The sequence below is a fragment of the Mycobacteriales bacterium genome (genome assembly GCA_036497565.1).
Classification (GTDB): Bacteria; Actinomycetota; Actinomycetes; order Mycobacteriales; family QHCD01; genus DASXJE01.
The window spans coordinates 1-13,085 of the sequence record DASXJE010000179.1; the positions used below are offsets into that span (position 1 = coordinate 1).

Consider the following 13,085-nt stretch of genomic DNA (forward strand, 5'->3'; position numbering starts at 1 on the left):
GTTCGCCGACTTCGTCGAGGACAAGATCGACCATCCGCTGTCCTCGCTCGGCGACCGGGCCGGCGGGCTGACCGCGCAGGCCGCGGCGTGGACCGGACTGCCCGAGGGCATCGCGGTCAGCGTCGGCAACGTCGACGCCCACGTCACGCCGCCCGCGGCGAAGGCGATCGAGCCGGGCACCATGCTCGCGGTCATGGGTACGTCGACGTGCCACGTGATGAACGGTGAGCGGCTCGCCGAGGTGCCGGGCATGTGCGGGGTCGTCGACGGCGGGATCGTCGCCGGGCGGTGGGGCTACGAGGCCGGGCAGAGCGGGGTCGGCGACATCTTCGCCTGGTACATCGACCACGGCGTACCGGCGTCCTACCGGGACGAGGCGGACGCGGCCGGCGAGAGCGTGCACACCCGGCTCAGCCGGCTCGCCGGCGCCGAACCGGTCGGCGCGCACGGCCTGGTCGCGCTCGACTGGCTGGGCGGCAACCGATCGGTGCTGGTCGACCACGAGCTCAGCGGGCTCATCGTCGGGCTCACCCTCGCCACCCGCCCGCCGGACATCTACCGGGCGCTGATGGAGTCGACCGCGTTCGGCACCCGCAAGATCATCGAGACGTTCGAAGAGTCCGGCGTGCCGGTGCGCGAGCTGGTCATCGCCGGCGGGCTGATGAAAAACGACATCCTCATGCAGATCTACGCCGACGTGACGCGTCGACCGCTGAGCCTGATCGGCTCCGACCAGGGGCCGGCGCTCGGATCGGCCATCCACGCCGCCGTCGCCGCCGGCGTCTACCCCGATGTGCCGGCCGCGTCGGAGGCGATGGGCACCTGCGAGCGCAACGCCTACCTGCCCGACGCCGAGCGGGCCGCGGCCTACGACGCCCTCTACGCCGAATACGTCCTGCTGCACGACCACTTCGGCCGCGGGGTCAACGACGTCATGCACCGCCTGCGGGCGATGCGGAATGCGAGTGTGAAGCAATGATCTCCCTGCCCGCCGAGGTCGACGAGCTCCGGGCGGCGGTCGCCGGGCTGCACTCCGAGCTGACCCGCTACGGCCTCGTCGCGTGGACCGCCGGCAACGTGTCCGCCCGCGTGCCCGGCCATGACCTGATGGTCATCAAGCCGAGCGGCGTCTCCTACGACGACCTCACCGCCGACTCGATGGTGGTCTGCGACCTCGACGGCGCGCTCGTCGACGGCGACCTGAGCCCGTCCAGCGACACCGCCGCGCACGCCTACGTCTACCGGGCGATGCCGGAGGTCGGCGGCGTCGTCCACACCCACAGCACCTACGCGACGGCATGGGCGGCGCGGCACGAGCCGATCCCCTGCGTGCTCACCGCGATGGCCGACGAGTTCGGCGGCGAGATCCCGGTCGGGCCGTTCGCGCTGATCGGCGGCGACGACATCGGCAAGGGCATCGTCTCGACCCTGACCGACCACCGCTCCCCCGCCGTACTGATGGCCAATCACGGCGTCTTCACCATCGGGACGTCGGCGAAGGACGCGGTCAAGGCGGCGGTCATGTGCGAGGACGTCGCCCGCACCGTGCACATCGCGCGCTCGCTCGGGTCGCCGAAGCCGATCGCGGGCGAGCACATCGACTCGCTCTACGCCCGTTACCAAGGCGTCTACGGCCAACGCTGACCGCGCCCATCGCCTGCCCCGCCGCCCGGACCCGGAGGAATCATGGAACACCGCAAGCCCCGCATCGGCATCGTCGGCATCATGCAGGCGCTCTACGACGACATGATCCCCGGCATCACCGAACGGCAGGCCGGCTACGCGGCCGAGCTCGCCGACCACCTGTCCGACGTCGGCGAGTTCATCGCCGCCGAGCCGGTGAAGAGCCGCGCGGACGCCGAGCGGGTGATGCACCAGTTCGAGGGTGCCGACCTCGACGGCGTACTCGTCGTGATGCTCACCTACGGCCCGGCGATGCGGGTGGCCCGACTGCTGGCAGAAGCCCGGCTTCCCCTGTGCCTGGCCAACATCCAGCCCGAACCCAACGTCACGCCGGCCTGGGACATGGCCGACATGACCTATAACCAGGGCGTGCACGGCGCCCAGGACACGGCCAACTCGATGGTCCGGGCCGGTGTGCCGTTCCACGTCGTCACCGACGACTGGCGCAGCGAGTCCTTCCGGGTCGACATCGACCGGTGGGCGCGGGCCGCCGCGACCATCACGGCGTGGCGTTCCCTGAACGTCGCCATCTTCGGCTACGCGATGAACGAGATGGGCGACATCCGGGTCGACGAGAACGCGCTCTCCCGCACGCTGGGCCCGACGATCATCGCCATCGCGCCCGGCGATCTCTACCGGGGAATGAGCGCGGTCACCGACGACGAGGTGGCCGACGTGATCGGCTTCGAGGACAAGAACTTCGAGATCGACCAGCGGCTGTCGGCCGAGGAACGCGACGACCACGTCCGGATGCAGGTCGCGCTCGAGCACATCCTCGTCGACCGCGGTGTCGGTGCCTATTCGACGCACTTCGACGCGATCGGTGAGGACGGCCGGTTCCGCCGGCTGCCGCTGGCTGCCGCCTCGAGCCTGATGGCCAAGGGCTACGGCTACGGCGCGGAGGGCGACGTGCTCACCGCCGCGATGGTGTTCGCCGGCCACACCCTCATCGGTGACGCGCACTTCTCCGAGATGTACGCGATGGACTTCCCGACCGACTCGATCCTGATGAGCCACATGGGCGAGGGCAACTGGAAGATCGCCCGCAAGGACCGGCCGGTGCGGCTGGTCAAGCGGGCGCTCGGCATCGGCCGGCTCGACGACCCGCCGACGTTCGTCTTCCAGTACCAGCCCGGCCCGGCCACCCTGGCGACGTTGGTCTCGCTCGAGGGCTCCCGGTTCCGGCTGGTCGTCGCCGAGGGCGAGGTGCTCGACAGCCAGCAGCTGCCGGCGCTGGAGATGCCCTACGGCCAGTTCCGGCCGGACTCCGGTGTCCGGGAATGCCTGAACGGCTGGCTGCGCGCCGGCGGGCCGCACCACCAGGTGATGAACCTCGGCCGGCACGCCGCGACCTGGCAGGTCTTCTGCGAGCTCGCCGGGATCGAGTTCGTGCAGGTCTGACGGTGATGACGCCCAGCTCGGAGGACCGGTGAGCGAACGCCGATCCACGCCGGTGACGATCTCGGAGGTCGCCGCCCGCGCCGGCGTGTCCGTCGGCACCGCGTCGAAGGCGCTCAACGGTCGCGGCCAGCTCCGGGAGGAGACCCGCGACCGGGTGCTCGCGGCGGCCGACCGGCTCGGTTTCCAGCCGAACTCGCTGGCCCGGGGGCTGTTGTCGGGGCGCAGCTTCACGGTCGGCCTGATCACCACCGACAGCTTCGGTCGGTTCAGCATCCCGGTGATGCTCGGCGCCGAGGACGCGCTCGGTGCCGGGCAGATCTCGATCTTCATGTGCGACGGGCGCGGCGATCCGATCCGTGAGCAGCACTACCTGCGCACCCTGCTCGGCCGCCGGGTCGACGGCATCATCGTCACCGGACGCCGGGTCGACCCGCGGCCACCGATCGGTACCGACCTTCCGGTGCCGGTTGTCTACGCGATGACGCAGTCCGCGGATCCGGCCGAGCCGTCGATCGTCCCGGACGACGTGGAGGGCGGTCGGATGGCGGTCGCGCATCTGCTCGCCACCGGGCGGAGCCGGATCGGTCACATCACCGGTCCGGAACGGTTCCTCGCGGCGCGACTGCGGGCCGAAGGCGCGCTGGACGTGCTCGCGGCGGGCGGTCTGAAGCTGGCCGGCCCCGGCGTCCTGCACGGCGGCTGGAGCGAGGAGTGGGGCCGGCAGGCCGCGCACATCCTGCTGCGCTCGGCGCCCGACACCGACGCGATCTTCTGCGGCAGCGACCAGATCGCCCGCGGGGTCGCTGACTCGCTGCGGGAGTCCGGGCGGCGGATCCCCGACGACGTCGCGCTCGTCGGGTTCGACAACTGGGAAGTGATGGCCACGGCCAGCCGGCCACCGCTCACCACCGTCGACTCCAACCTGCACGAGGTCGGCCGGCGCGCAGCCGAGGAGCTGCTGGCCGGGATCGACGGCCGGCCGTCGCCCGGCGTACACACCCTGCCCAGCCGGCTCGTGGTCCGCGAGTCGACGGCCCAGTCGACAGGGCAGTCGACAGGGCAGTCGACGCCGCGCGAGGAATCGGCGACGGTCGACGGCCGGGAGGCCGCACCGCGCGGCCGCGGCCGGAAGGCCCGCGCCTGAGCCGACCCGCGCTCAGCCGCCTTCTCGCTCGGTGAGCCGCTGGCGTTGCGGGACGACGGTGTACTTCGGGTCCTTGGCCGATGCGACGCCGCCGGTGAAGACCGCGAACCGGGTGCAGATCGCCCCGGCGGTCAGCGCGATTCCGCAGGCCGCCGACGCCGCCCGGCTGCGGCCCGCCACCAGGGCGCCGAGGGTGCCGGCGCCGGTGAGCGCCTTCGCCGCGGTCATGAACCGGCCCGGCCGGCCGGTGCGGTAGGGCTCGGCGAGCATCCCGAGGCGGTGCTGGAACCTCTCGGTGGCGGCGATCTCGAGCGTGCCGCCGAGCACGGCCATCCTGCGGGCCGGGCCGGCGTCGGCGACCGGGGCGGCGAGCATGCCGAGCCCGCCGGCGCTGGCCAGTGCGCTGCCCGCGAAGGTGAACGGCAACTCGTGGTAGGCCTCATGCCAGGCCGGTACGGCGGTATCGGCGAGCAACACCGCCGTGTAGGTCGCCATCGCCGGGCCCATGACACCGGAGGCGGCGCCCGCCAGCCGACCGATCGCCGGACACCTGCCGGTCAGTTCGCTGGCCGCGGCGACCGTCGCCAGACCGGAGAACGGCGCCAGGATCCAGGAGCCGACGGACAGCGGTGAGGTCGGCTTGAACACCCGCATCATGTTGAGGAACCGCTCCGGCCGTCCCAGGTCGTGCACCAGTGCACCTACACTCGCCGTCGCGCCGGCGGCGGCGGCGACCCGGCCGACGCGGCGCAGCGCCGGGCGGCCCGTGGCGTCCGCCAGCGTGCCCATCGACGCCGACGCTCCGGCCAGCCCGCCGAGAAACAGATACGCCGGCACGTCGGGCACCTTCCACACCGGCGCCTTGATCACCGGCCGGCCGTAGTAGGACGTGAACTCGGCCGGCGGAACCATCGCGCGTTCGCGCCCGCCACGGCCACGACCGCCGCGCCGCCGACCGCCGTCGCGGCCGCCCGTCCCGCTCATCGGCGCCGCCCCGCGAACGCCGCGATCAGGGCGACGGCAGCAGTTGCGGCCGCCGCGCCTGCGTGCCGCCACATCGACGGCAGGTCGCGGGTGGTGACGACCGGGTCGGGGGGCAGCCCGTAGACCTCCGGCTTGTCGAGCAGCAGGAAGAACGCGCCGTCGCCGCCGACCCCGTCGTCCGGGCTCTCGCCGTAGAGCTGGGCACCTTCCTCGCCCGCAGCCTGCAGGGCGTCGAGCCGCTGCGCCGCGCGCTCCCGCAATTCGTCGAGCGGGCCGAACTGGATGGACTCGGTCGGGCAGGCCTGGGCGCAGGCCGGCGTGAGACCGGACCCGAGCCGGTCGTAGCACAGCGTGCACTTGAATACCCGGCCGTCCTCCGGCCGCTGGTCGATCACGCCGTAGGGGCAGGCCGGCACGCAGTAGCCGCAGCCGTTGCAGACGTCCTGCTGCACGACGACCGTGCCGAACTCGGTGCGGAAGAGCGCGCCGGTGGGGCACACGTCGAGGCAGGCCGCGTGCGTGCAGTGCTTGCACACGTCCGAGGACATCAGCCACCGCACGCCGGCCCCGTCGTCGGTGGCCCCATCGTCGGTGGCACCGTCGGTGGCGTCGTCGGACGCAGCGGGCGGTGAGCCGACGGTGGGCATACCGAGGTCCACAGTGGACGGTGTGGCCACCTGCTGCTCGATGAAGGCGACGTGCCGCCAGGTGTCGGCGGACAGCTGTACGGAGTTGTCGTAGGACATCCCGGACAGCGAGATGCCGTCCTCGGGCACGGCGTTCCACTCCTTGCAGGCGACTTCGCACGCCTTGCACCCGATGCACACACTGGTGTCGGTGAAAAAGCCGACCCGCTCGGGAGGTTCGGCGTAACCGGCGTCGCCGGCGACGTCCGGGAGCGGACCGTAGAAGCGGTTGTTCACGAGTGATCCCCCTCGGACAAGCCCGCCCGGCGCCGGTATCCGTCAAGGTAGTCGAGCAGCGCGGGTCCGCGCGGCCGCCGACCCGGCCGGATGTCGCAGGTCCCGACCTTGTCCTGGATGTGGACGTTCGGATCGAGCGAGACGGTCACCAGTTCGTTCGCGGCGTCGCCGGTGGACAGGCCGTTCGGGCCCCAGTGGTAAGGCAGACCGACCTGGTGGACGACCCGGTCGGCCACCCGCAGCGGGCGCATCCGGTCGGTGACCAGCACCCGCGCCTCGATCGCCGTACGAGCCGTCACGATCGTCGCCCAGCCGCCGTTGGTGAGCCCCCGCTCACGGGCGAGGGCCCGAGAGATCTCGCAGAACATCTCCGGCTGAAGTTCGGAAAGATACGGCAGGGTCCGGCTCATCCCGCCCGCCGTGTGGTGCTCGGTGAGCCGGTAGGTGGTGAAGATGAAGGGGAACACGTCGCTGCTCGACGGGTTGGTGAGGTTTTCCGGACGGTCGTAGTCCTGGCGCGCCGGATTGCCTTGCTGCGCCGGATGGAGCGGGTTGACCACCGGCGACTCGGCCGGTTCGTAATGCGTGGGCATCGGGCCGTCGGCCAGGCCGGCCGGTGCATAGAGCCAGGCCTTGCCGTCGCTCTGCATGATGAACGGATCCCGGCCGCCGATTGCGTCCGGGCCCTTCGCGTCCTCGGCCGGGACATAGTCCGGTGGCCGGTCCGGAATGAAGTCCGGGACGTCGTGCCCGGTCCACTTCCCCACATCGGAATCCCACCACACATAGGCCTTGCGTTCGCTCCACGGCCGGCCGTCTGGGTCCGCCGACGCGCGGTTGTAGATGATGCGGCGGTTGGCCGGCCACGCCCAGCCCCACTCCGGCGCGACCCAGCTCTGCTGGTCGCCGGGCTTGCGCCGGGCCGGCTGATTGGTCTCGTCGGCGTAGCAGCCGCAGTAGATCCAGCACCCGCACCGCGTCGACCCGTCGTCCTTGAGTTCGGTGTACGCCGAGAGCGCGGCTCCGTCCGGCCCGGTGCCGTTGATCTCGCGGAGTACGGCGTCCGCACTCGGATCGCGCTCAGGTCCCTCCACCGGGTAGTCCCAGGTGAGATCGAGCAGCGGGCGGTCGCGCTCGTCCGTGGACCCGGCCAGCTTCTCCCGGATGATGCGGCCGAGGTGGAAGTAGAACCACAGGTCGCTGGTGGCATCGCCCGGCGGCTCGACCGCCTTGTGGTGCCACTGCAGCATGCGCTGGGTGTTGGTGAATGAGCCGCTCTTCTCGGTGTGCGCAGCGGCGGGCAGGAAGAAGACCTCGGTGCCGATGTCCTCCGTCGACATCTCGCCGGTCGCTATCTCCGGCCCGTCCATCCAGAACGTCGCCGACTCGATCATCTGCAGGTCGCGGACGACGAGCCAGTCGAGGTTCGCCAGGCCGAGGCGCTGCATCTTGGCATTGGCCGAACCGACGGCAGGGTTTTCGCCGACCAGGAAGTAGCCCTTGACCGTGCCGTCGATCTGGTCCATGACCGTCTGGTAGGTGCCGTGGTCGCCGGTCAGTCGCGGCAGGTAATCGAAACAGAAGTCGTTGTCGGCCGTCGCCGCATCGCCCCACCAGGACTTCAACAGGCTGACCGTGTAGGACCGCATGTTGCCCCAGAAGCCGGCACTGCCCTCGTCGGTTGCGACGAACCCGTCGAGGTCCTCGTGCTGGTGCGCGTGCGGCATCGGGATGTAGCCGGGCAACAGATTGAATAGCGTCGGGATGTCGGTCGAGCCTTGGATGCTCGCGTGGCCCCGCAGCGCGAGGATGCCACCGCCCGGCCGGCCGATGTTGCCCAGCAGGGCCTGCAGGATCGACGCGGTGCGGATGTACTGGACGCCGACGCTGTGATGGGTCCAGCCGACGGCGTAACAGAACGCGGTGGTGCGCTCGCGCCCGCTGTTGCGCGTGATCGCGTCGGCGACCTTCGCGAACTGCTCCGGGTCGATGCCGCAGACCTCCTGAACCAGCTGCGGCGTGTAGCGGGCGAAGTGCCGTTTGACGATCTGGTAGACGCAGCGGGGGTGCGTGAGCGTCTCGTCGCGCTCGGGCTTGGCCGGGATCGACGGGCCGCCGGAGCCGGCCGCCTCCGCCCTCTTTGCCTCGTGGGCGACCTCCTCAGACCCGCTTTCGTCGGGGTCGTCGGCGTCATCGCGGTTGGACCGGGCCTCGGCGGCCTCGGTGGCGCCTTCGTACTGCCACGACACCGGATCGTAGGTCTTCGTCTCGGGGTCCCAGCCGGAGAACAGGCCATCCAGGTCCTCGGTGTCGCGGAAGTCCTCGTCGACGATCGCCGCCGCGTTGGTGTAGGCGACGACATAGTCCCGGAAGTCCAGCTCGTTGGTCAGCACGTGGTTGACCAGGCCACCGAGGAAGGCGATGTCGCTGCCGGCCCGGATCGGCACGTGCAGGTCGGCGACGGCGGAGGTCCGGGTGAACCGCGGATCGACGTGGATCACCGTCGCGCCGCGCTTCTTCGCCTCCATCACCCATTGGAACCCGACCGGATGGCACTCGGCCATGTTCGAGCCCTCGATCAGGATGCAGTCGGCGTTCTGCAGGTCCTGCTGGAATGTGGTGGCGCCGCCGCGCCCGAACGAGGTTCCCAGACCGGGAACCGTGGAGGAGTGTCAAATACGGGCTTGGTTCTCGATCTGGATGGCCCCCATGGCGGTGTAGAGCTTCTTCATGAGGTAGTTCTCCTCGTTGTCGAGGGTTGCCCCTCCGAGGCTCGCTATCCCCATCGTGCGGCGTACCCGGCGCCCGTCGACCTCCCACTGCCAGCCCTGGTTCCGGGTCGCGATGACCCGGTCGGCGATCATGTCCATCGCTACGTCGAGGTCGAGGTCCTCCCACTCCGCGCCGTGGGCGCGGCGGTAGCGGACCTTGCTGACCCGGCTCGGCGCGGTGACCAGCTGCAGGCTGGCGCTGCCCTTGGGACAGAGCCGCCCCCGGCTGACCGGCGAATCGGGATCGCCTTCGATCTGGGTGACCTGGCCGTCCTTGACGAAGACCCGCTGGCCGCACCCGACCGCGCAGTACGGGCAGACCGAGCGCACCACCGAGTCGGCCTGCTCGGTGCGTGCGGTGAGCTGGTCGGTGCGACTCGACCGGGCGGCGTGGCCCCGGCCCAGCCGGTCGTCGCCGGTCGCCTGCTGGTAGACGGGCCACGACTTCAGCCGTGCATCCAGCCAGGCGACGACGCTCACGGGCTTGATTGAATCGCGGCCGCTCGGCAGGCGGGACACCGGGTGGATATGTGACGTGGGTCATGCCGAAATCCGGAAATGATCGGGCGATGAGCTGGTTGGAATCTATGGAGCATCTTGATCGGTAAAGAGGCTCCGAAGGAAACGAGCTAGAGAGGAAGTAGACGGGGATGGCTATGCCACGCCGAGTCAACCGAGTCCTGCGGGGGAGCCGACGCCGAGCGCGTCCGGTCACCGCACCCGACATGGTGGCCCGCATGGACCACTACACCCGCGAGGTGTTCAACCCGCCGGCACACCTGCGGCGGCCGACCTTCTAAGTCAGCCGGTCTGAGACGCCGGGCGCCCACCGGGATGCAGCGTTCTGCTCGACCAGCCGGTTGAGCAGTTGCTGCACCCGGTCGGCGTGCGGCACGTCGTACAACCGTTCCTGACCGAGCTCACCCGCCGATTCCACCACCAGCGTTCCCGCGCCGATGATCCGATCGAGCAGCGACTGACGGAACGCCACATCGTTGATCCGCTGCAGCGGGATATCCCGGCCGCGGTGGGTGAGTACGCCGACCCGGATCAGTATCCGCCGGGTCGTGATCACGTAATGCGTGCTCCGCCAGCGCACCGTCGGCGCCAGGGCGAACCACCCGAGCACATAGACCGCGACCGCCACGATGCCCAACCGCACCGGCGTGACCGGCAGGGACGACAGGCCGGTGTGCGCGGCGAAGGACAGCAGAAATCCGCCGATCGCCATCGTCAGCACGAACACCAGCACCGGCACCGCGAGCCTGATCCAGTGCGGATTCAGATGCCGGACCACCTGCTCACCGTCCGCGAGCAGATTGTCGGGATAGGCCACCGGTCCCCCTCACCTCTCCACCCCAATATGACCGATCGCGCCCCCGACCCCCCAACTTTCATGATCGTGATCGGATAATGCCGCGAAACGCCGTACGGATCCGATCACGATCATGGGATTTGGGGGGGTCAGAGGGCGTCGCTAGGCGGAGCGGACGTGCGTGACGTCGCCGGCGGCCACCGCACGGGCCTTCCCGCCCTCGCCGGTGACCACCAGGCGGCCGTCGTCGGCGATCGCGCCTGCCACGCCCCGGATCGGCTCGCCCGCCGGGAGCGTGACCACCACCTCGCGGCCGAGCGTGTCGCTCAACCCGTCGTACGTCGCGGCGAGGCCGGACCGCTCGGCGTCGCCGCCTGCGTCCCGCCAGCGCCGGTAGTCCTCGGCGACCGCCCGCAGGATCGCCCGCAGCAAGGGATCGCGATCGGTGCCGGACGCGCCGGAGGCGGCCAGCGAGGTCGCCCCCTCGGGCAGTTCGTCCGCACGGGTCGTGACGTTGAGGCCGATCCCCACGACCACCGCGCCACCGGCCACCTGCGCGAGCAGACCGGCCGCCTTACGCCGGTCCGGGCCGACCAGGACATCGTTCGGCCACTTCAGCCGCGCCTCCACCTCGCCGAACCGGGCCACCGCCCGGGCCACGGACACCCCGGCGAGCAGCGGCAGCCACCCCCACCGGGTCGTCGGTACGTCGTCGGGCCGCAGCAGGATCGAGAAGGTCAGCCCGGCCCGCGGCGGCGAGGTCCAGTCCCGGTGCAGCCGGCCCCGCCCGGCCGTCTGCGACTCGGCGACGAGCACGGCACCTTCGCCCGCCCCCCGCTCGGCCGCGGCGGCCAGATCGGCGTTGGTCGAGCCGGTCTCGCCGACGACCCGCACCTCGCGCCACAACTCCCCCGGCCGCACCAGGGCTCCCCTGAGCGCCTGCTCGGACAGCGGCGGCCGGTCGAGGTCGTCGTACGGGCTGGACACCTGGCTAGGCTACGTCGGGTGAGCACTCCAGCAGCCGAACCACCGGCCGAGCCCGACATCCACACCACGGCGGGCAAGCTGTCGGACCTGCAGCACCGTTACGACGAGGCCGTGCACGCGGGCTCCGCCCGGGCGATCGAGAAACAGCACGCCCGCGGCAAGATGACCGCCCGGGAACGCATCGAGGCCCTCCTCGACGACGACTCGTTCGTCGAGATGGACGAGTTGGCCCGGCACCGGTCGACCAACTTCGACATGCCGAGCCGGCGGCCCTACGGCGACGGCGTAGTCAGTGGCTACGGCACCATCGACGGACGCAAGGTGTGCATCTACAGCCAGGACTTCACTGTCTTCGGCGGCAGCCTCGGCGAGGTCTACGGCGAGAAGATCATCAAGGTGATGGACCTCGCGGTGAAGACCGGCTGCCCGATCATCGGGATCAACGACGGCGGCGGCGCCCGGATCCAGGAGGGCGTGGTCGCGCTCGGGCTCTTCGGCGAGATCTTCTACCGCAACACCATCGCGTCGGGCGTCATCCCGCAGATCTCCCTCGTGATGGGCCCGTGCGCCGGCGGCGCGGTCTACTCGCCGGCGATCACCGACTTCACGGTCATGGTCGACCACACCTCGCACATGTTCATCACCGGACCGGACGTGATCAAGACCGTCACCGGGGAGGAGGTCGGCTTCGAGGAGCTCGGCGGCGCCCGCACCCACAACACCAAGTCCGGTGTCGCGCACTACATGGGTAGCGACGAGAACGACGCGATCGACTACGTCAAGGCGCTGCTGTCCTACCTGCCGAGCAACAACCTCGACGACCCACCGGCGTACGACGTCGACCTCGACCCCGCGGTGACCGAGGACGACGCCTTCCTCGACTCGTTCGTCCCCGATTCGCCCAACCAGCCCTACGACATGCACACGATCGTCGAGCACGTCGTCGACGACGGCGAGTTCCTCGAGGTGCAGCCGCTGTTCGCACCCAACATCATCTGCGGGTTCGGCCGGGTCGAGGGCCGCAGCATCGGGATCGTCGCCAACCAGCCCATGCGGTTCGCCGGGTGTCTCGACATCGACGCATCGGAGAAGGCGGCGCGTTTCGTGCGCACCTGCGACGCGTTCAACGTTCCGGTGCTGACGTTCGTCGACGTACCCGGCTTCCTGCCCGGCACGTCACAGGAGTGGGACGGCATCATCCGGCGCGGCGCGAAGCTGATCTACGCCTACGCCGAGGCGACCGTGCCCAAGGTCACGGTGATCACCCGCAAGGCCTACGGCGGCGCCTACGACGTCATGGGCTCCAAGCACCTCGGCGCGGACATCAACGTCGCCTGGCCGACCGCGCAGATCGCGGTCATGGGCGCCCAGGGTGCGGTCAACATCCTCTACCGCCGCGACCTCGCGGCTGCCGACGATCCCGATGCCATGCGGCAGGAGCGGATCGTCACCTACGAGGACACCTTCGCCAACCCCTACATCGCCTCCGAGCGCGGCTACATCGACTCGGTGATCCCGCCCAGCCACACCCGCAAATACGTCATCCAGTCGCTGCGGATGCTCCGCAACAAACGCGAAACGCTGCCGCCGAAGAAGCACGGCAACATCCCGCTATGACCCCGATCCGGGTGGTCCGGGGCAAGCCGACCGACGAGGAGTTCGCCGCGGCGGTCGTCGTCCTCATGGCCCGGGCCCGGGCGCGCGCGGCGGCCGGTCGCGGCCGGGACCACGAGACGCAGCCGTCGGGCTGGCTCGACCGCACCGCCCTGGTGCGCGCACCGTTACGGTCGGGCCCGTCCGCCTGGCGGGCCAGCGGCTTCCGTCGCTAGACCCGGCCGCGGCTCAGCCGGCCGAGCTGATATTTGTCAACAATGTCG

11 protein-coding genes are annotated in these 13,085 nt (G+C 70.5%); 6 read left to right on the plus strand and 5 right to left on the minus strand.

Annotated features, from left to right (window positions below; translation table 11 throughout):
• The 4 genes from VGH85_15155 to VGH85_15170 form a co-directional block, all read left to right on the plus strand.
• On the plus strand, positions 1–979 hold a 979-nt coding region (locus VGH85_15155), incomplete at its 5' end, for a ribulokinase (protein HEY2175143.1).
• Entirely contained in the window at positions 979–1,644 is a 666-nt protein-coding gene (locus tag VGH85_15160; protein ID HEY2175144.1) for an L-ribulose-5-phosphate 4-epimerase, read from the plus strand. The genes VGH85_15155 and VGH85_15160, both read left to right, overlap by 1 nt.
• Before the next feature lie 42 nt (positions 1,645–1,686).
• Positions 1,687–3,084: an L-fucose/L-arabinose isomerase family protein gene (locus VGH85_15165; protein ID HEY2175145.1), complete on the plus strand. Its 1,398-nt coding sequence runs from the start codon at positions 1,687–1,689 to the stop codon at positions 3,082–3,084.
• A 28-nt stretch (positions 3,085–3,112) separates the two neighbouring features.
• Entirely contained in the window at positions 3,113–4,228 is a 1,116-nt protein-coding gene (locus VGH85_15170; GenBank protein HEY2175146.1) for a LacI family DNA-binding transcriptional regulator, read from the plus strand.
• 12 nt (positions 4,229–4,240) lie between these two features.
• Here the strand turns inward: VGH85_15170 and nrfD are convergent, their stop codons facing one another.
• From nrfD to VGH85_15195, 5 genes are all read right to left on the minus strand, one after another.
• Positions 4,241–5,212, minus strand: a complete 972-nt coding sequence (nrfD, locus tag VGH85_15175; protein ID HEY2175147.1) for an NrfD/PsrC family molybdoenzyme membrane anchor subunit — start codon at positions 5,210–5,212, stop codon at positions 4,241–4,243.
• On the minus strand, positions 5,209–6,135 hold the full coding sequence (locus tag VGH85_15180; GenBank protein HEY2175148.1) for a 4Fe-4S dicluster domain-containing protein: 927 nt from the start codon (positions 6,133–6,135) through the stop codon (positions 5,209–5,211). Before VGH85_15180 ends, nrfD begins: the two co-directional genes overlap by 4 nt.
• Positions 6,132–9,368, minus strand: coding sequence for a formate dehydrogenase (gene fdh, locus VGH85_15185; protein ID HEY2175149.1), 3,237 nt, complete (start codon positions 9,366–9,368; stop codon positions 6,132–6,134). The genes VGH85_15180 and fdh overlap by 4 nt, the downstream gene beginning before the upstream one ends.
• A 334-nt stretch (positions 9,369–9,702) precedes the next feature.
• Positions 9,703–10,242 (minus strand): PH domain-containing protein, encoded by a 540-nt coding sequence (locus VGH85_15190; protein HEY2175150.1) that lies wholly within the window; start codon positions 10,240–10,242, stop codon positions 9,703–9,705.
• A 141-nt stretch (positions 10,243–10,383) separates the two neighbouring features.
• Positions 10,384–11,208: a biotin--[acetyl-CoA-carboxylase] ligase gene (locus VGH85_15195; GenBank protein HEY2175151.1), complete on the minus strand. Its 825-nt coding sequence runs from the start codon at positions 11,206–11,208 to the stop codon at positions 10,384–10,386.
• 18 nt (positions 11,209–11,226) lie between these two features.
• On the opposite strand from VGH85_15195, the gene VGH85_15200 reads away from it, so the two are divergent.
• Together VGH85_15200 and VGH85_15205 are read left to right on the plus strand one after the other, a co-directional pair.
• The gene (locus tag VGH85_15200; GenBank protein HEY2175152.1) at positions 11,227–12,825 is read left to right on the plus strand and encodes an acyl-CoA carboxylase subunit beta; all 1,599 of its coding nucleotides are present in this window, start codon (positions 11,227–11,229) and stop codon (positions 12,823–12,825) included.
• Positions 12,822–13,037, plus strand: a complete 216-nt coding sequence (locus VGH85_15205; GenBank protein ID HEY2175153.1) for an acyl-CoA carboxylase subunit epsilon — start codon at positions 12,822–12,824, stop codon at positions 13,035–13,037. Before VGH85_15200 ends, VGH85_15205 begins: the two co-directional genes overlap by 4 nt.
• Positions 13,038–13,085: the final 48 nt, after the last annotated feature.

Bases quoted from the DNA above. Each gene is read 5' to 3' on its own strand.
- VGH85_15165 (HEY2175145.1), top strand. From the start codon at position 1,687: ATGGAACACCGCAAGCCCCGCATCGGCATCGTCGGCATCATGCAGGCG.
- nrfD (HEY2175147.1), bottom strand. From the start codon at position 5,212: ATGAGCGGGACGGGCGGCCGCGACGGCGGTCGGCGGCGCGGCGGTCGT.
- VGH85_15205 (HEY2175153.1), top strand. From the start codon at position 12,822: ATGACCCCGATCCGGGTGGTCCGGGGCAAGCCGACCGACGAGGAGTTC.